Source organism: Agrococcus sp. AC640b, from assembly GCF_979255995.1.
The window spans coordinates 57,185-74,790 of sequence record NZ_CEEDMM010000043.1 but is presented as its reverse complement, the minus strand read 5'-3'; the positions used below and the strand labels follow the sequence as shown (position 1 = coordinate 74,790).

The following is a 17,606-nucleotide window of genomic DNA, read 5'->3' as shown; positions in this document are numbered from 1 at the left end:
ACTCGCGGCCGTGAGCGAATCCCATGGCACGAAGGCGGTGATCGCCGCGTTCCTCGCCAACACGGGGATCGGCATCACGAAGCTCGTCGCGTGGCTCCTGTCGGGGTCCGCGTCGATGCTCGCGGAGGCGATCCACTCGTTCGCCGACTCCGTGAACCAGCTGCTCCTGCTGCTCGGCGGCCGACTCGCGAAGCGCAAGGCCGACCAGGAGCACCCGTTCGGCTACGGCCGCGAACGCTACGTGTGGGCGTTCGTCGTGGCCCTCATCCTCTTCTCCGTCGGCGGGCTCTTCTCGATCCTCGAGGGCATCGACAAGCTGCGGGAGCCGCACGAGCTCGAGAACGCGTGGATCCCGCTGCTCGTGCTGGGCATCGCGATCGTGCTCGAGTCGTTCAGCCTCCGCACCGCGGTGAAGGAGTCGAACCTCGTGCGCGGCAAGGCTGGCTGGTGGGCGTTCATCCGCACCTCGCGATCGCCGGAGCTGCCGGTGATCCTGCTCGAGGACGTCGCCGCCCTCACGGGCCTCGTGTTCGCGTTCACCGCGGTGAGCCTCTCCGTCGTGACGGGCGACCCGACGTTCGACGCCATCGGCACCCTCGCGATCGGCGTCCTGCTCATCGTCGTCGCGATCATCCTCGCGATCGAGATGAAGTCGCTGCTCATCGGCGAGGGCGCGACGCCCGACGACCACCGGCGCATCCTCGCCGCCATCAACGACTCGGACGACGTCGAGGCCGTCATCCACATGAAGACGCTCTACCTCGGTCCCGACGAGCTCATGGTCGCCGCGAAGGTCGCGTTCCCGCCGACGTCGAACGTCGAGGACGTCGCACGATCGATCGACGCGCTCGAACGCCATGTGCGCGAGGTGGTGCCCGTCGCGCGCGTCATCTACATCGAGCCCGACATCTACGTCGCGAAGCCAGACATCGCACCGTCGACCGACCACATCGTCATCCAGAGCGGCAACTAGGAGCGCGAGATGGAGATCGTCTACAGCCTGCTCGTCGCCACGCACCTCATCGGCGTCTCGCTGCTCGTCGGCACGTTCCTGGTGCAGCTGCGTGCGAGGCTCGGGTTCCGCTTCTCGCTCATGCTGCTGGGCGCGAGCATCCAGCTCGTGAGCGGCGTCGCCCTCTACGGGCTGCAGATCGCCTTCGACGAGCCGAACCACATGAAGCTCGGCATCAAGACGCTCATCGCCGTCGCGGTGTTCGTCGCGGCGCTCGTCGGCTTCCTGCGGCAGCGCGGCCTGCAGTCGCAGCGTGCCGGCCTCGTCGCGACCGCCGACGGCGGCATCGCGCAGGTCGCGGGCGGCCAGGGCGTCGTGGGGGTCGTCGACGACTCGCGGCTGAAGCCGCTCTTCCACGTCGCGGGCGGGCTCGCGTTCGTGAACCTGCTCGTCGCGACGCTGTGGCGCTGACGGACCGCACGGGCTGAGGGCTGACGATGGAGTGGCTGCCGTGGGTCGTGCTCGTCGTGGGCATCGTCGTCATCGTGGCGCTCGTGCCGCGGCTGCACCGCCGCGAGCGCGAGCGGCAGCGGGTGCGCGGCACCATCCCCGCCGGCTTCGGCGTGGTCGACGAGGTGTGGCGGCCCACCGAGCACGCAGCACGCCTCGAGCGGGAGCAGCGCGAGGAGGCTGGCGAGGAGTCGCAGATCCCCGGCGAGCCGGACTGGCCGCATCGCGCCGACGACCTGGACCGCCAGGGCGACGCCGGTGACGCGGACGGGGCAGGCGAGGCGGACGGCGCCGACGGGCGCGCCCGCTAGGGCTGCTGCGTCTGGCGCCTGCGCTCGTCGAAGAACCCCACGAGCAGGCTCGCGCACTCCGCCTCGAGCACGCCTGCCACGACCTCGGCCCGCTGCGGCAGCCTGCGCTCGCGCAGCACGTCGAGCACGCTGCCGGCAGCGCCCGCCTTCTCGTCCCACGCCCCGAAGACGACGCGCGGGATGCGAGCGGCGAGGATCGCACCCGCGCACATCGGGCACGGCTCGAGCGTGACGACGAGCGTGCAGTCGTCGAGGTGCCAGTCGCCGCGCGCAGCCGCGGCGGCGCGGATCGCGACGACCTCGGCGTGCGCGGTGGGGTCGTCGTGCAGCTCGCGCTCGTTGCGGCCCGTCGCGAGCGCCGCGCCATCCGGCCCCACGAGCACGGCGCCGACGGGCACGTCGGCCCGGCCACCCGCATCGACAGCGGCCGCGGCTCGCGCCTCGGCGATCGCGAGACGCATCCACGCCTCGTGCTCTGCTGCATGACGCACGCGGACTCCTGCGGTCGCGGCCCCGGGAGGGCGCTCGGATCGGTAGCCTGAGCCTATGCGAGTGCACGTGGCAGACCATCCGCTCATCACGCACAAGCTCACGGTGCTGCGCGACCGCGAGACGCCGTCGCCCACGTTCCGCGCCCTCACGAACGAGCTCATGACGCTGCTCGCATACGAGGCGACCCGCAACGTCCGCGTGGTCGACAAGCGCATCGAGACGCCCGTCACCTCGACGGTCGGCGTGGCGATCGCCGAGCCGCGCCCGCTCGTCGTGCCCATCCTGCGCGCGGGCCTCGGCATGCTCGACGGCCTCATGCAGCTGCTGCCGACGGCGGAGGTCGGCTTCCTGGGCATGGCTCGCAATGAGGAGACGCTGCAGCCGTACACGTACGCGGAGCGCCTCCCCGACGACCTGTCGGATCGGCAGTGCTTCGTGCTCGACCCGATGCTCGCGACCGGCGGCTCGCTCGCCGCGGCGATCCAGTTCCTCTTCGACCGCGGTGCCGTCGACGTCACGGCCATCTGCATCCTCGGCGCTCCCGAGGGCATCGCGAAGGTCGAGCGCGAGGTCGCCGGCCACGACGTGACGCTCGTGCTGGGTGCGCTCGACGAGCGCCTGAACGAGCAGGGCTACATCGTGCCGGGGCTCGGCGACGCAGGGGACCGCCTGTACGGCACGGTCGACTGACCCGCCCGGCGTCGTCCGTTCCGAGGTGCGGGGGCGGCGGTGCGGGGGGGGGGGCACGGTGCTGGTGCAACGGCACCTGAACGCAGCACGCGCACCTCGCAACCGTCGACGACGTCACACTTCGTCATGGTTGGGGCACGCGCGTGTTGACGGATTCGCGCGTGTGATGCAAGGATCGTGCGCATGACGACGACCCCCTTCCTCTCGACCACTCGTGTGGCCCGAGGAGATGCCGGCATGATGATGCCGGCCGTCGCCATGTGTCGAATGTGTGCGTGAGGCTCGTACCGCCCCGCACCATCGCCCGTCCGTCGCAGCGCTGAGCTGACGTCGGCGCAGAGCGCTCACGACGAGCCGCTCCCCGAGCATCCTCGGGTCTGCAGCACCACGACACCCTCGCGTGCGAGACCGACCACGGTCGCACGCCCAGCCGGAAGGCACCGCGATGTCCATCGCCATCACCCACATCCAGTCCAAGCAGTCCACCATCGCCACCGACGGCAACCTCGCCCTCGCACCCCGGCCGGCTGAGGCGCCTGCCCGCCACTCCCCCGTGCGAGCGGTGCCCGCAGGCACCGAGGCGCGCGGCTTCGTGCTCTACGTCGGCCTCGGCGAGGACGCCTCGGACGCCGACGGCATCGAGCTCGCCGAGCTCGTCTCCGAGCTCAAGCGCCTCACGGCACGCCTGAGCCCCTCCGCCCAGACGCACGCGGCCGTCGCGCTCGCCCCTGCCGGAGCCGGTGGTCGCGACGTCGACGTCGTGCGTCGCGCCCTGCAGGATCCCTCGCTGCGCAAGGCGGAGACGCCCGTCGAGGAGCCCGCGCTCGACGTGACGATCGACCTGTCGCGCAAGCGCGTCGCGATCGGCGACGACATCGCACCCCTCACCTACAAGGAGTTCGAGCTGCTGCAGTTCATCGTGCTCCGCGAGGGTCGCACGGTGGAGCGCACCGAGATCATCGACGCGCTGTGGCCCGACGGCGACGACGAGGCGCGCCCCAACGAGCGCACGATCGACGTGCACGTGCGTCGTCTGCGCGCGAAGCTCGGCGACTGGGCCGACATCGTGCGCACGGTGCGCGGCGCCGGGTACCGCTTCGACCGCCACGCCGACGTGACGGTGCTCGCACCGCACGCCGCCTCGCCCGACCGCTTCTAGCCGGCAGGCGGGGCGGCATCCGCCCCGCGCACCCAGCGTCGGCCGCGCCCACGCCGAGCCACTCCCTTGGACTCGACCGTTGCGGCGCGGACGCAGGAGGTGATGCAGTGGATGCGATGAGCACCACGAGCGCACCCGTCCACGCCGCTGCGAGCATCCGATGACCCCCGACGCGCGATTCACGTCGCTCGTCGGCGTCGAGCATCCGATCGTGCTGGGCGCCTTCGGCGGCATGTCGTCGGTCGCGCTGACGGCGGCGGTGTCGAACGGCGGTGGGCTCGGATCGTTCGGGCTCTACGGCTACGACGCCGCACGCATCGCCGCGACGGCACGCGAGCTGCGGGCGGCGACCGATCGTCCCTTCGCGCTGAACGTCTGGCTTCCCATCCCCGGCGAGGTCGAGCCTTCGCCCACCGACGCCGAGCTCGCCGCGCACGTGCACGCCCTCTCGCCCTACTTCGCGAAGCTCGGCGTGCAGCCGCCCGAGCGACCGGCGCGCTTCGTGCCGAGCGTCGACGAGCAGTTGGGTGCGGTGCTCGAGGCTCGTCCCGCCGCCCTGAGCGTCGTCTTCGGCATCCCGAGCGCCGCGCTGCTGGCCCAGGCGCATGCAGCGGGCATCGCCGTGATCGCCACGGCGACGAGCGTCGAGGAGGCCGTGGCGCTCGAGTCGGCGGGCGTCGACGCGATCGTCGCGAGCGGCTCGGAGGCCGGCGGGCACCGCGTGTCGTTCCTGCGTGCCGCCGAGGACTCGCTCGTGGGGCTCATGGCGCTGCTGCCGCAGGTCGTCGACGCCGTCGACGTGCCGGTGGTCGCCGCGGGCGGCATCGCCGATGCGCGCGGCGTGCGCGCCGCCTCCGCGCTCGGCGCCGCCGCCGTGCAGGTCGGCACCGCGTTCCTCGCCGCGCGCGAGTCGGCAGCCCCCGACTCGTACCGGGCGGCGATCCTCGGCGCAGGTGCGACGGACACGGTGCTCACGAGAGGGCCGAGCGGTCGCCTCGCACGCGGCATCGCGAATCGGCTCACACGCGAGCTGACGGCGCCTGCCCCGTTCCCCATCCAGAACTGGCTCACGGGCCGGTTCCGCTCGGCGGCCGCGGAGCAGGACGTCGCGGGCCTCATGTCGCTGTGGGCGGGGCAGTCCGCGGGCCTCGCACGCGGCGGCAGCGCCGCAGACGTCCTCACCGAGCTGCTGCGCGGCGTCGAGCGCTGACGACGCGCCGCGCGCGATCCGTCGGCTCGGGTCCACAGCAGAATCACAGCCCGCTGATGCCCCGCTCGTTACCGATCCGTTATAGCGTGGGCGACACGTTGATGGTTGTGCTGTGGCCATCAGCGGAGGGTGTGATCCGAGATCCACTCTGGTGCAAGGGACTGGGGCCGGTCGAGTGAACTCGACCGGCCCTTGGCACGTCCGCAGCACCCAGACTCGACCGGTTGGCAAGCCCGCGCCCGTGTCGCACGTGTGGGATTGGATGGGTGGATGCCCGACGCCCTCGACGCCTTCGGCCCCGCGACCGCCGCGTGGTTCCGTGGCGCGTTCGCGGCGCCGACGCCAGCACAGGAGGGCGCGTGGGCTGCGAGCCGCGATCGGGGCAGCGCGCTCGTGATCGCGCCGACGGGCTCCGGCAAGACGCTCGCGGCGTTCCTCACCGCCATCGACCGCCTCGCTCGCGAGCCCAAGCCCGACGACCCGCTGCGTCGCACGCGCGTGCTCTACCTGTCGCCGCTCAAGGCGCTGGGCGTCGACGTCGAGCGCAACCTGCGCAGCCCGCTCGTCGGCATCGCTCGCACGGCGGTGGAGCAGGGGCTCGCCCCGCCCGACATCACCGTCGGGGTGCGCTCGGGCGACACCCCGCAGGCCGAGCGGCGGCAGCTGCTGAAGACGCCGCCCGACATCCTCATCACGACGCCCGAGTCGCTCTTCCTCATGCTCACGAGCGCCGCACGCGAGACGCTCGCGGGGGTCGAGACGATCATCGTCGACGAGATCCACGCCGTCGCCTCCACGAAGCGCGGCGCGCACCTGGCCGTGTCGCTCGAGCGGCTCGACGCCATGCTCGAACGGCCGGCGCAGCGCATCGGGCTCTCCGCCACCGTGCGACCGCCAGAGGCCGTCGCACGGTTCCTCGGCGGCCCGCATCCCGTGACGATCGTCGCCCCCGAGTCGCGCGGCCGCGTCGAGCTGCAGGTCGTCGTGCCGGTCGACGACATGAGCGACCTCGGCTCCGCGCCTCCGCGCGAGGGCGCCGCCAGCACGGCCACGGCCGACCAGACCGACGTGCAGCAGCGGTCGATCTGGCCGCACGTCGAGGAGGCGATCGTCGACCGGGTCGTCGAGCAGCGCTCCACCATCGTCTTCACGAACTCTCGGCGCCTCGCCGAGCGGCTCACGTCGCGGCTCAACGAGATCTGGGTCGAACGGCAGGCGGAGGCCGCGCTCGACGCGGGCGATGCCGCGCCCACCCCGCCGGCCGACCGCATCCCCGCCCAGATGATGGGCCAGTCGGGGCAGACCTCCGGCGCCGAGCCCGTGCTCGCGCGTGCCCACCACGGCTCGGTGTCGAAGGAGCAGCGCGCGCAGATCGAGGACGACCTCAAGCGCGGCACGCTGCGCTGCGTCGTCGCGACGTCGTCGCTCGAGCTCGGCATCGACATGGGCGCCGTCGACCTCGTGATCCAGGTCGAGTCGCCCCCGTCGGTCGCATCGGGCCTGCAGCGCGTCGGCCGCGCAGGCCACCAGGTGGGCGAGGTGTCGCGCGGCGTGCTCTTCCCCAAGCATCGCGCCGACCTCGTGCACGCCACCGTCACGACCGAGCGCATGCGCGAGGGGTCGATCGAGCGCATCGCCGTGCCGCAGAACCCGCTCGACATCCTCGCGCAGCAGACCGTGGCGCACACGGCGCTCGGTCCCGTCGACGTCGACGACTGGTTCGAGATCGTGCGGCGCAGCGCACCGTTCGCGTCGCTGCCGCGCAGCGCGTACGAGGCCACGCTCGACCTGGTCTCCGGCCTCTACCCCTCCGACGAGTTCGCCGAGCTGCGCCCCCGCGTCGTGTGGGATCGCATCTCGGGCACGCTCACCGGACGCCCGGGCGCGCAACGCCTCGCCGTGACGAGCGGTGGCACCATCCCCGACCGCGGCATGTTCGGCGTGTTCCTCGCAGGGGCCGAGCGCGGGGGGCGCGTGGGCGAGCTCGACGAGGAGATGGTCTACGAGTCGCGCGTCGGCGACGTCTTCGCGCTGGGGGCGACGAGCTGGCGCATCGAGGACATCACGCACGACCGCGTCGTCGTGACGCCCGCGTTCGGACAGCCGGGTCGCGTGCCGTTCTGGACGGGCGACGCCATGGGCCGCTCCGCCGAGCTCGGCGCGGCGATCGGCGCGTTCCTGCGCGAGGCGGGCGCGTGGACTGCGGAGGCCGCGTCGGCGAGGCTCGCCGCGGCCGGGCTCGACGCGCGGGCTGCGCAGAACCTCACGGCGTTCCTCGCCGAGCAGCGCGCCGCCACCGGCCAGCTGCCGAGCGACCGCACCCTCATCGTCGAGCGCTTCCGCGACGAGCTCGGCGACTGGCGCGTCGTGCTGCACTCCCCCTACGGCAACCGCGTGCACCAGCCGTGGGCGCTCGCGATCACGGCACGCATCCGCGAGCGGCACGGATTCGACGGCGGCGCGATGGCCTCCGACGACGGCATCGTCGTGCGCCTGCCCGACACCGACGCCGATCCGCCGGGAGCCGAGCTGTTCGTCTTCGACCCCGACGAGCTCGAGGCCATCATCACCGAGCGCGTCGGCGACTCGGCGCTGTTCGCGTCGCGATTCCGCGAGTGCGCGGCCCGCGCGCTGCTGCTGCCGCGTCGCAACCCTGGCCGCCGCTCGCCGCTGTGGCAGCAGCGGCAGCGCGGCGCGCAGCTGCTCGAGGTCGCCAGGCGCTACCCGTCGTTCCCGATCGTGCTCGAGACGGTGCGCGAGGTGCTGCAGGACGTCTACGACGTGCCCGCGCTGCGCGAGGTCGCGTCGTCGATCGCCAGCCGCGGCATCCGCATCCTCGAGGTCGAGACCGCCGACGCGTCGCCCTTCGCGCGCTCGCTGCTGTTCGGCTACGTCGCGTCGTTCCTCTACGAGGGCGACGCACCGCTCGCCGAGCGCCGCGCCGCGGCGCTGTCGCTCGACACGACCATGCTCGCCGAGCTGCTGGGGCGGGCCGAGCTGCGCGAGCTGCTCGACCCCGACGTCATCGCGACGACCGAGGCGCAGCTGCAGCGGCTCGACCCCGAGCGCAGGCTCAAGGGTGCCGAGGGCGCCGTCGACCTGCTGCGCCTGCTCGGACCCATGGACGTCGACGACCTGCGTGCACGGCTGGATCCCGCCTCCATCGCCGACGTCGACCTCGACGCCGTGCTCGAGGGGCTGCGTCGCGAGCAGCGCATCATGCAGGTCACGATCGGCGGCGCACCTCGATGGGCGGTCGTCGAGGACGCCGCGCGCCTGCGCGATGCGCTCGGCGTGCCCCTGCCCGTCGGGCTGCCGGAGGCGTACCTCGCGCCCGTCGACGACGCCGTCGGCGACCTCGTCAGCAGGTACGCACGCACCCACGGCCCATTCCAGCCCGGCGACGCCGCGACATCCCTCGGCCTCGGGGTCGCCGTCGTGCACGATGCGCTGCGGCGCCTCGCAGGCACGCGGCGCGTGCTCGAGGGCGAGTTCCGGCCCGGCTCCATCGGCGTCGACTGGTGCGACGCCGAGGTGCTCACGCGGCTGCGATCGCGGTCGCTCGCGGCGCTGCGCCGCGAGGTCGAGCCCGTCGACCCCGAGCAGCTCGCGAGGTTCCTGCCGGTGTGGCAGCACGCCGATCGCTCGCTGCGCGGCGTCGACGGCGTGCTGCAGGTCGTCGAGCAGCTCGCCGGGGTCGCCGTGCCTGCGAGCGCGTGGGAGTCGCTCGTGCTGCCCAGCCGCGTGCGCGACTACCAGCCGTCGATGCTCGACGAGCTCACGAGCACCGGCGAGGTGCTGTGGAGCGGCGACGGCACGATCGCGGGCAGCGACGGCTGGGTGCGCCTGCACCTCGCCGACACGGCGCACCTCACGATCGACGCGCCCGCGGAGGCGCCCGACGTGGCGGGGGCCGCGGTGCTCGAGGCGCTCGGCGACGGCGGCGGCTGGTTCTTCCGCCAGCTGCAGCAGCGCCTCGACGTGCCCGACGCCGAGCTCACCGCGACGCTGTGGCAGCTCGTCTGGGGCGGCCACGTCACGAACGACACCCTCGCCGCGCTGCGCGTGCGCACCGGCGGCGCGTCGAGGCGACCGCGGCAGCCGACGCGCACGCGCGCGTACCGGGGCAGGATGCGGCCGCGCGGCACGACGCAGACCGCCGCACCCGAGGTCGGCGGCCGGTGGTCGTTGACGCCGGCGCCGGAGGCGGATGCCACGGTGCGGCGACTCGCGGCCGCCGAGCAGCTGCTCGAGCGTCACGGCATCGTCACGCGCGGCGCCGTGCAGTCCGAGCAGGTGCCGGGCGGGTTCGCAGCCGCGTACCGCGTGCTCACGCAGCTCGAGGAGGCTGGGCAGACGCGGCGCGGCTACTTCGTGGCCGGGCTCGGCGCCGCGCAGTTCGCGACGCCAGCGACCGTCGACCGGCTGCGCGCGTTCGGCGTCGACCCCGACCAGGCTCCCCCGCTCGTCGCGCGCACGTTCGCCGCGACCGACCCCGCGAACCCCTACGGTGCGGCCCTGCCGTGGCCGCAGCGCGACGAGGGGCATCGGCCAGGACGCAAGGCAGGGGCGCTCGTGACGCTCGTCGACGGAGCGCTGACGCTGTTCGTCGAGCGCGGCGGCCGCACGCTGCTCACCTTCGACGAGGAGCCAGCGCGCCTCGCCGCGGCAGCCGCATCCCTCGCGGCCGTCGCGCCTCCGCTCGGCCGCATCGCCGTGCACCGCGTCGACGGCGCCGACGTGCTGGGCTCGACGCTCGACCCCGTGCTGCGCGAGGCGGGCTTCGCGCAGACACCGAAGGGGCTGCGGCTCGGATGACGCCGACGATCACCAGGATGCGCGATGCCTGAGGGCGACACCGTCTGGCGCACGGCGCACTCGCTGCACGACGCCCTCGCCGGCCAGGTGCTCACCGGCTTCGACCTGCGCGTGCCGCAGCATGCCACCGCCGATCTCGCAGGAGGCACGGTGCGCGAGGTCGTCGCACGCGGCAAGCACATCCTGCATCGCATCGTCGACCAGGACGCCGCGGAGTGGACGCTGCACACGCACCTGAAGATGGACGGCTCGTGGCACCGGTACCGGCAGGGCACGCGGTGGCAGCGCCCCGCGTACACGGCGCGCGCCGTGCTCGACACCCAGCAGTGGCAGACCGTGGGATTCCTGCTGGGCGTGGTGGATCTCGTGCCAACGGCCGACGAGTCCACGGTCGTCGGCCACCTCGGCCCCGATCTGCTCGGCGCCGACTGGGATGCGCAGGTCGCCGCGACGAACCTCGCGAGCGACCCGGCCCGCGAGATCGGCGTCGCCCTGCTCGACCAGCGCAACCTCGCAGGGCTCGGCACCATCTACCGCGCGGAGCTGTGCTTCCTGCGTGGCGTGTCGCCGTGGCGACCGGTCGCCGACGTCGACGACCTGCCCGGCATGGTCGCGCTCGCCCGCCGCATCATCGCGGCGAACCGCGACCGGGTCGAGCGCACCTTCACGGGCTCGATGCGCCGCGACCGGTACTGGGTGTACGGCCGCGAGCACGAGCCGTGCCGCCGCTGCGGCACCCGCATCGAACGCGGGCACCTCGGACCGCCGACGATGGAACGCGTCGCCTACCGCTGCCCCGTCTGCCAGCCGTAGCGCGCGGCCACGCGCGTCAGGGCGTCGCCGCTGCGGGAGCGCCGCCCACGCCGCCGCGCATCCTGCGGACCGCGAGGACGACGAGCGGGACCGCGAGCACCCACGCCACCGCCGCGGCGTACGGCAGCAGCTGCGCGAGCAGGGCCGCTGCGCTCGCACCGACCACGACGCCCGCGACCGTGCGGACGACCCCACCGCCGGGTGCCGCGAGCAGCACGACGAGCGCGATGCCGAGCCCGGAGAGGGCCGCGGCGACGACGACCGTCGGGCCGTACGCGGGTCGGCCCGAGTCCATCGCGGCAGCGGCAGCGGCCGCGCCGGTCGCGAGCGCGAACGCCGCCGCCGGCACCCACACGACGTGGCCGAGACGCGGGCGCAGCACGAGCGCGACCGCGGCGACGACCGCCAGGACGCTCGCGACGGTGACGGCGCCCACGAGCCGCATGCCAGCGTCGGCGACGGTGACGGCGTCGAGCGCCACGAGGGTCGCGAGCACGCTCGTCGGGAGCGCCACGACGATCGTGACGGCGGCCAGCAGCCCGACGACGAGCGGCGACCACGTCGGCCGCTCGCGCAGGGTCGCCGACCCAGCCTCGACCCTGCGCATGCCGCGCATGGCGACGAGGAGCACGATCGCGATGCCGACGAACGGCAGCAGCGACGTCTGCGCGACCGCGACGCCGACGGCGGTGAGCGCGAGCGCGCCGACGACCGCGATGGGCCACCCGATCGGATGCTGCTCGCGCAACGGCACCCACGCTCGGACGAGCGGCACGAGACCGATCGCGACGATCGCGACCGCCGCGACGACCGCCTCGACCGACGGCACGCCGGTCGTGCTGCTCATCAAGCCGTTCGCGTCGATCACCACGACGGGATGCGCGACCGTCCAGAGCGCAGCGCAGACGACCACCACGGAGGCCGACGCGACGGCGACGCACGCGCCGAGGAGCGCTCGTGGGGAGGCACGCCGCCATGCGGCGAGCATGAGGAGCGCGATCGCGACGAGCGGGGTGGCGACGAGCACGTTCCCGACGATGGCGACGACCTGCATCCAGGTGTCGTCGGCCAGCTGCATGCCCGACGCGTCCGTCGAGAGCATCCACACCAGTCGACGCAGCCCGAGCAGGGCGGCTGCGAGCAGCACGCCTGCGGCGGCGACGACGGCTGCCGCACGCGGCGTCGCCCGCTCGGCGAGACCGTGCGCGCGGATCGACCACGCGTCGGCGCGCGACGGATGCTCGAGCCCGCGCGCCTGCGCGTCGTCGAGCAGCATCGCGAGCACGACGTCGCCGTGCTGCTCCCGCCACGCACGCGGATACCAGCGCAGCAGCGCGCGGAGGCGGTGCTCCAGCGGGCTCACGCGAGCGCCTCCCTCGCGATCGCTCCCGGCTCGATCGTGCTCGCGACGCGGGCTCCGAGCCTGCCGCGCGCCGCGCGCGCTCGCGCCTCGAGCGCGGCCGTCTCGAGCTCGAGCGCCGCACGGCCGGCGTCGGCGAGCTCGTAGTAGCGGCGGGCACGCCCATCGACGACCTCCTCGCCCGCCTCCACCGCGAGGCCGTCGCGCACGATGCGCTCGAGGGCGGCGTAGAGGGTCGTGACGCGCAGGGCGACGGCGGCGTCGCTCAATCGCTCGACGTCGCGCAGGATCGCGTAGCCGTGCCGTCTGCCGTCGGCGAGCGAGGTCAGGATCCAGAAGGTCGACTCGGTCATGCGATGCGCCATGCATGGCAACATACCCGCCACGGGAGCATCCCGCTATGGGGTGGTGCCGACGAGTCGGCTCCGCGTCGTCAGCGCGCCAACCAGTGCGTGACGCGACGAGGCTGCTCGAGCAGGAACTCGTCGTCGTCGGGATACGCGAGCGCGACATCCATGGCCTCGCCCGCGAACGCACGGATCGCGGCCTCGTCGCGCCAGCACGACAGCACGCGGACCTCGCTGCGACCGTCGCCGAGGTCACGCGTGACGATGCTCGTGCCGAGGTTGCCGTCGAGGGCGACGTACTGGTCGTAGCTCGTGGCGCTCATGTGCGCGAGGTACTCGTCGACGCGCACCGTCTCGACGAGCACGACGGCCTCGCGCACGATCGAGCCGGAGGGGATGTCCACGCCTTCACCGTCGCACGAGCGCCCAGCGTCCCTCAAGGGCTGGATGGATGCGCGTGCGCAGCCAGGAACGCGAGCGCCTGCTCCTTGTAGTGCCGCGAGGTGACGGCGTCGATGTGGTTGCGACCGGGGATCGGCACGAACCGGCCGTCGTCGAGCGCGTCGACGAGCGTGGCGGTGTCGGGCGCGTGCACGTCGCGATCGCCCGTCATGAGCAGCGTCGGCACCGCAGGCGCGTGGTCGGCGGGAGCGAACGGCGTGCGCGCCACCTCGGTGGCGAGGGTCACGAGCGCGTCGGGGTCGTTCTCCGGCAACGCCGTCGCGAGCCGCACGACGAAGGCCGCGGCCCCCGTCGCCTCCACCTCTCCCGCCAGCGCACGCCTGGCCTGGTCGCCGTCGAGGCCGCGGAAGGGGTCTCCCGCCGGCAGGCCGCCGAGCGCGAGGGCTGAGAACGCGTGCGGGTGCACCGCCGCGTAGCGCCACCCGAGCCGCGAGCCCATCGAGTAGCCGAGGTAGCCGGGTCGCTCGAGCCCGGTCGCCTCCAGCACGGCATCGACGTCGGCGAGGAACGCGGCGACGTCGTAGTGCCCGACGCCCGGCCGCTCGCTGTCGCCGTGCCCGCGCAGGTCGAGCGCGACGCCCCGCAGCCCGGCCTCGGTCAGCGAGCGACCCCACCCCGCGTCGATCCAGTTGCGCTGCGCGCTCGACGAGAACCCGTGCACCATGAGCACGGGTGCTCCCTCGGGGTCGCCGAGCTCGTGCACCGCGAGCCGCGTGCCGTCAGCGGCCAGGACGAATCGGGGAGCTGCGCGATCTGCCATGCATCCATCCTGGCGTGGTGCGCGCCCCACGACGCGCAGGGAGGCGGCGCGTGCGGGGTGCCCGCCCGAGGCGCCGACGCGCCACCCAGCGGTGGCGCAGTACCGTTGCGGCATGCACGAGCGCGGTCGCCTGGTGCTCGCCGACGTGCTCGCCGAGGTGGGCCGATCGCGGCATGGAGCGACGCACGCGGCGTCGGCGAGGGCTGCACGCCTGCCGATGCTCGCGCGATCGGCGCCGCCGACGGTGCTCGTGGGCGTGCCGATCGTGCTCGACCTCGCCGCGGTGCACATCGAGTCGGCGCTCGTGTCGCTCGCGACCATCGCGCCCGCCGCGATCGGACTCGTCGTGGTGGTCGTCATCGCCGCCGTGCGCGCCAGCCGCGGCGACGTCACGATCGCCGACGGCGGCGTGCGCGTGCGCGGGTGGCCGCCGTTCGACGTCGCCGACGTGCACGAGGTGCTGCCGATCGCCTGGCGCGACCATGCCGCCGAACGCCACGTCGATCTCGCATGGATCGCCGCCGACGGTGCGCAGCTCGCGCAGCTCGACGGTCGCCGCTACCGGCGCGACGACCTCGTCGCCGTGCTCGGCACGGTCGCGGGGCGCGTGCGTCCTCCCGTGCGCACGCATCTCGCGAGCGGCCGCACGCTGCGCGCGGCGCATCCGCAGGCGGTCGACCACCGTGACGCGCGCCTCGCGGGCATCCAGTGGCTCGCGACGGTCGTGGGGTTGCTGACATCCGCGGTGGCATCGTTCGTCGTGCTCGCCTGACGCGTCGCACGATCGATCGCGTTTCGCAGGCGATCATGGGGGCGCGAGGGGTATCTTCCCTCGAACCCCCACGATCGCCTGCGAAACGCACATCCGCGGGTGGTGGCCGCGCCCGGAGCGGCTCGGAGCGTCAGGATGGAGCGGGCGGCACGGGCCTGGCACCCGCGACCGACACGGCCTCCGCCGCCATCTCGACGCCGCGTCGCGCGGCGTTCACGGGATCCATGCCGGCCGCGACGTGCGCGACGAACGTCGCGGTGAACGCGTCGCCGGCCCCGGTCGGATCCACGAGATCGGCGGGGACCGCAGGCACGAACTGCCGCCTGCCGTGGTCGATGACGACGACGCCCGTGTGCCCGAGCGTGAGGGCGACGACCGGTGCGAGGTCGGCCAGCGCAGCGCCGATCGCCGCGGCGCCCTGCTGGCCCGTGACGATCGCCCCTTCGTCGAGGTTCGCGACCAGCACGTCGACGCCGTGCAACGCATCGAGCGCGGCTTCGACGCCGAGGTCGCCGATTGACCCTGCCGAGCCGATCGTGCACGACACCATGGCGCCGGCTGCGTGCGCCCGGTCGACGAGCCGCCCGACGGCGTCCGCATGCCCCGACAGCAGCGAGTAGCCCGTGACGTGCACGACGTCGACGGCGAGCAGCGCGTCGTCGATCGCGTCGGGATCGACGAACGCGTTGGCGCCCCGATCGGTGAGCATCGTGCGCACGTCGCGATCGACGAGCACGACGATCGTGCCCGTCTCGTGCTCGCGGTCCCCCGCGATGCGGGCGTCGACGCCGAGCTCGGCCAGCAGCGCCACGTGCCTGGCGACGTCGACCTCGCCGACGCGGCCGACGAAGGTCGTGGCGGCACCGGCGCGCGCGAGCCACGCCGCGGTGTTCGCGGCGCTCCCGCCCGCGCGCCGGACGATCTGCGCGTCGGTGTCGGTGTCGGTGCGGATGCGGCCGTCCGGGAACACGAGCACGTCGTCGATGACGTCGCCGAACGCGAGCGCACGGATCATGCTGCGGCGTACGCCGTCGCGATCGCTGCGGCGACGCGGATGTTGGAGCGCACGAGGTCGAGGTTGACCTCGAGGCTGCGACCGCCGGAGAGCTCGACGATGCGGCCGAGGAGGTAGGGCGTCACGGCCTTGCCGTGCACGCCGTCGCGTTCGGCCTCCGCCGCCGCCTGCGCCACGACGGCGTCATGCTCGGCGGGGTCCCACTGCTGGGCGACGGGCAGCGGATTCGCGACGACGAGCCCCGCCGGCACGGTCGCCGCGTCCTGCGCGCGCAGGATGGCGGCGACGGACTGCGCGTCGTCGACCCGCCAGTCGAGCACGTGCTCGCTCGACGAGAGCCAGAAGCGCGGGAAGCGGTCGGTGCGCCAGCCGACGACCGGCACCGACAGCGTCTCCATGCGCTCCAGCGTCGCTGCGACGTCGAGCACCGACTTCACCCCAGCGCACACGACGGCGACGCGATGCGATGCGAGCGTGGGGATGTCGGCCGACTCGTCGAACGTGGTGCTCGCGCCGCGATGCACGCCGCCGAGACCGCCGGTGGCGAAGACGCGGATGCCGGCCCGGGCGGCGATGGCGACGGTGCCGGCGACGGTCGTGGCACCCGTGCCGCCACGGGCCCGGAGCACGGCGAGGTCGCGCACGCTCGCCTTCACGACGCCCTCTCCCGCGATGCGCTCGAGCGCAGCCTCGTCGAGTCCGACCCTGGGGATGCCGTCGACGACGGCGATCGTCGCGGGCACGGCACCGTCGTCGCGCACGATCTGCTCGAACTCCCTCGCCGCCTCGAGGTTGCGGGGCCTCGGCAGGCCGTGGCTGATGATGGTCGACTCGAGCGCGACGACCGGAGTGCCGGCGCGGAGCGCCTCTGCGACCTCGGGGGCGATGTGCATCGCACCAGGGTAGACCGCCGAGCTGCGGCGGGTGAGCATCGCTCAGTGCGCGATGCGACCCTGCGGCGTGCGCGTCACAGCAGCGGACGAAGACGCCCGACGACTGCCGAGCCACCGTGCTGCAGGATGCCGAGCTCGCCCTCGATGCTCGCGAGCGATCCCGTCGGCAGCGCACCCACCTGCTCGAGCAGAGCGATCGCCACGGGTGCACCCGGTCGCCGCGATCCGTCGGCGACCTTCACGACCACCGACGTGCCGTCCGGGGCGACGACGACCTGCGTGCCCTCGGCACCGAACTTCGCCGTGACGCCGAGGCGCTCCATGAGCACGGTGTCGGGTGCGCCGGGGCCCTCCACGAGCCAGGCATCCGCCCGCATCGCGGCCCCGACGGCGCCGAGCGCATCGGCATCGTCGACGGATGCGCTGCCAGCGAGACCGCGCACGGCCCGCGCCATGCCGAGCACCGACGACGCGTAGACCGGCGCCGAGCAGCCGTCGATGGCCGTCGCCGTCGATGCGACCTGCGTGCGCAGCTCGATGGCGGCGCGCAGCTCGACCTGCAGCGGGTGCGCAGGGTCGGTGTAGGCGACGTCGGCCGCGTCGTCGACCAGCGCCGCGGCTGCCGCGAGCGCCACGTGCTTGCCGACGCAGATCGCCGCGAGCCGCGAGTGCGTGTCGAGCCACCGCGTGCGCCGCGGTGGGCAGCGCAGCGTCGACGCATCGACGCCGAGACGAGCGGCCATCGCCGTCGCGACCTGCACCTGCTCGCTGCGGCCGACGATGCTGCCGGAGGCGAGGGCGAGCTCGCGCCCGGCGAGCCCCAGGCGCTCGGCGACCGTGGCGGCGAAGAGCGGCTTGAGCGCCGAGCGTGCCAGGAAGGGCGCGTCGACGTCGCCTGCCGTGGCGAGCACGGATCCGTCGGCGGCGACCATCGCGACGATGCCGTCGTGCCTCGACTCGACGAAGCCGTCGCGATCGACCACCGCGATCGGGGCGGTCTCGGCGGTTCGCAGGTCGTGGGCGGTGGTCGCAGGCACACAGC

General features: G+C 73.7%; 17 protein-coding genes. 9 read left to right on the top strand and 8 right to left on the bottom strand.

The genetic code is table 11. The annotated features are described in order from the left end of the window. Positions 1-10: 10 nt before the first annotated feature. The 3 genes from ACZ6H8_RS14245 to ACZ6H8_RS14235 are packed head-to-tail and all read left to right on the top strand — an operon-like array spanning position 11 to position 1,773. Complete coding sequence (locus ACZ6H8_RS14245; RefSeq protein WP_464147571.1) at positions 11-973, top strand: cation diffusion facilitator family transporter; 963 nt, start codon at positions 11-13, stop codon at positions 971-973. A gap of 9 nt (positions 974-982) precedes the next feature. Further along, positions 983-1,423 carry a hypothetical protein gene (locus ACZ6H8_RS14240; RefSeq protein ID WP_464147569.1) on the top strand — a complete coding sequence of 147 codons (441 nt, stop codon included), beginning with the start codon at positions 983-985 and terminating at the stop codon, positions 1,421-1,423. 26 nt (positions 1,424-1,449) lie between these two features. Continuing rightward, positions 1,450-1,773, top strand: a complete 324-nt coding sequence (locus tag ACZ6H8_RS14235; RefSeq protein ID WP_464147568.1) for a hypothetical protein — start codon at positions 1,450-1,452, stop codon at positions 1,771-1,773. On the opposite strand, the gene tadA is transcribed toward ACZ6H8_RS14235, so the two are convergent. Next, positions 1,770-2,264 (bottom strand): tRNA adenosine(34) deaminase TadA, encoded by a 495-nt coding sequence (gene tadA / locus ACZ6H8_RS14230; protein WP_464147566.1) that lies wholly within the window; start codon positions 2,262-2,264, stop codon positions 1,770-1,772. The genes ACZ6H8_RS14235 and tadA overlap by 4 nt on opposite strands. A 55-nt stretch (positions 2,265-2,319) precedes the next feature. Here tadA and upp point away from each other — a divergent pair, with 55 nt between their 5' ends. The 5 genes from upp (at position 2,320) to ACZ6H8_RS14205 (ending at position 10,955) form a co-directional block, all read left to right on the top strand. Then, positions 2,320-2,955, top strand: coding sequence for a uracil phosphoribosyltransferase (gene upp, locus ACZ6H8_RS14225; protein WP_464147564.1), 636 nt, complete (start codon positions 2,320-2,322; stop codon positions 2,953-2,955). A gap of 445 nt (positions 2,956-3,400) precedes the next feature. After that, positions 3,401-4,114, top strand: a complete 714-nt coding sequence (locus ACZ6H8_RS14220; protein WP_464147563.1) for a winged helix-turn-helix transcriptional regulator — start codon at positions 3,401-3,403, stop codon at positions 4,112-4,114. 160 nt (positions 4,115-4,274) lie between these two features. Beyond that, entirely contained in the window at positions 4,275-5,324 is a 1,050-nt protein-coding gene (locus ACZ6H8_RS14215) for an NAD(P)H-dependent flavin oxidoreductase (RefSeq protein ID WP_464147562.1), read from the top strand. Between the two features lie 270 nt (positions 5,325-5,594). After that, entirely contained in the window at positions 5,595-10,142 is a 4,548-nt protein-coding gene (locus tag ACZ6H8_RS14210) for an ATP-dependent helicase (RefSeq protein ID WP_464147561.1), read from the top strand. A 24-nt stretch (positions 10,143-10,166) separates the two neighbouring features. Continuing rightward, the gene (locus ACZ6H8_RS14205) at positions 10,167-10,955 is read left to right on the top strand and encodes a DNA-formamidopyrimidine glycosylase family protein (RefSeq protein ID WP_464147560.1); all 789 of its coding nucleotides are present in this window, start codon (positions 10,167-10,169) and stop codon (positions 10,953-10,955) included. A 16-nt stretch (positions 10,956-10,971) separates the two neighbouring features. Here ACZ6H8_RS14205 and ACZ6H8_RS14200 read toward each other — a convergent pair whose 3' ends face one another. The 4 genes from ACZ6H8_RS14200 to ACZ6H8_RS14185 form a co-directional block, all read right to left on the bottom strand. Next, entirely contained in the window at positions 10,972-12,318 is a 1,347-nt protein-coding gene (locus ACZ6H8_RS14200) for a hypothetical protein (protein ID WP_464147559.1), read from the bottom strand. Next, positions 12,315-12,668, bottom strand: coding sequence for a PadR family transcriptional regulator (locus ACZ6H8_RS14195; RefSeq protein ID WP_464147558.1), 354 nt, complete (start codon positions 12,666-12,668; stop codon positions 12,315-12,317). Before ACZ6H8_RS14195 ends, ACZ6H8_RS14200 begins: the two co-directional genes overlap by 4 nt. A gap of 80 nt (positions 12,669-12,748) precedes the next feature. Then, on the bottom strand, positions 12,749-13,066 hold the full coding sequence (locus ACZ6H8_RS14190) for a hypothetical protein (RefSeq protein ID WP_464147557.1): 318 nt from the start codon (positions 13,064-13,066) through the stop codon (positions 12,749-12,751). Positions 13,067-13,098: 32 nt separating this feature from the next. Beyond that, positions 13,099-13,884: an alpha/beta fold hydrolase gene (locus ACZ6H8_RS14185; protein WP_464147556.1), complete on the bottom strand. Its 786-nt coding sequence runs from the start codon at positions 13,882-13,884 to the stop codon at positions 13,099-13,101. Positions 13,885-13,996: 112 nt separating this feature from the next. Between ACZ6H8_RS14185 and ACZ6H8_RS14180 the strand changes: the two genes are divergently transcribed. Next, the gene (locus tag ACZ6H8_RS14180) at positions 13,997-14,656 is read left to right on the top strand and encodes a hypothetical protein (protein ID WP_464147555.1); all 660 of its coding nucleotides are present in this window, start codon (positions 13,997-13,999) and stop codon (positions 14,654-14,656) included. 130 nt (positions 14,657-14,786) lie between these two features. On the opposite strand, the gene ACZ6H8_RS14175 is transcribed toward ACZ6H8_RS14180, so the two are convergent. From ACZ6H8_RS14175 to ACZ6H8_RS14165, 3 genes are all read right to left on the bottom strand, one after another. Further along, a complete protein-coding gene (locus ACZ6H8_RS14175) occupies positions 14,787-15,671 on the bottom strand; it encodes a carbohydrate kinase family protein (RefSeq protein ID WP_464147554.1) in 885 nt (294 codons plus the stop codon). Next, positions 15,668-16,564 carry a pseudouridine-5'-phosphate glycosidase gene (locus tag ACZ6H8_RS14170; protein WP_464147552.1) on the bottom strand — a complete coding sequence of 299 codons (897 nt, stop codon included), beginning with the start codon at positions 16,562-16,564 and terminating at the stop codon, positions 15,668-15,670. Before ACZ6H8_RS14170 ends, ACZ6H8_RS14175 begins: the two co-directional genes overlap by 4 nt. Positions 16,565-16,638: 74 nt before the next feature. Continuing rightward, the gene (locus tag ACZ6H8_RS14165) at positions 16,639-17,601 is read right to left on the bottom strand and encodes an asparaginase (RefSeq protein WP_464147551.1); all 963 of its coding nucleotides are present in this window, start codon (positions 17,599-17,601) and stop codon (positions 16,639-16,641) included. Positions 17,602-17,606: the final 5 nt, after the last annotated feature.

Coding starts and splice junctions, on each gene's coding strand:
- ACZ6H8_RS14240 (WP_464147569.1), top strand. CDS start 983: ATGGAGATCGTCTACAGCCTGCTCGTCGCCACGCACCTCATCGGCGTC.
- ACZ6H8_RS14235 (WP_464147568.1), top strand. CDS start 1,450: ATGGAGTGGCTGCCGTGGGTCGTGCTCGTCGTGGGCATCGTCGTCATC.
- upp (WP_464147564.1), top strand. CDS start 2,320: ATGCGAGTGCACGTGGCAGACCATCCGCTCATCACGCACAAGCTCACG.
- ACZ6H8_RS14220 (WP_464147563.1), top strand. CDS start 3,401: ATGTCCATCGCCATCACCCACATCCAGTCCAAGCAGTCCACCATCGCC.
- ACZ6H8_RS14215 (WP_464147562.1), top strand. CDS start 4,275: ATGACCCCCGACGCGCGATTCACGTCGCTCGTCGGCGTCGAGCATCCG.
- ACZ6H8_RS14210 (WP_464147561.1), top strand. CDS start 5,595: ATGCCCGACGCCCTCGACGCCTTCGGCCCCGCGACCGCCGCGTGGTTC.
- ACZ6H8_RS14205 (WP_464147560.1), top strand. CDS start 10,167: ATGCCTGAGGGCGACACCGTCTGGCGCACGGCGCACTCGCTGCACGAC.
- ACZ6H8_RS14195 (WP_464147558.1), bottom strand. CDS start 12,668: ATGACCGAGTCGACCTTCTGGATCCTGACCTCGCTCGCCGACGGCAGA.
- ACZ6H8_RS14185 (WP_464147556.1), bottom strand. CDS start 13,884: ATGGCAGATCGCGCAGCTCCCCGATTCGTCCTGGCCGCTGACGGCACG.
- ACZ6H8_RS14180 (WP_464147555.1), top strand. CDS start 13,997: ATGCACGAGCGCGGTCGCCTGGTGCTCGCCGACGTGCTCGCCGAGGTG.
- ACZ6H8_RS14175 (WP_464147554.1), bottom strand. CDS start 15,671: ATGATCCGTGCGCTCGCGTTCGGCGACGTCATCGACGACGTGCTCGTG.
- ACZ6H8_RS14170 (WP_464147552.1), bottom strand. CDS start 16,564: ATGCACATCGCCCCCGAGGTCGCAGAGGCGCTCCGCGCCGGCACTCCG.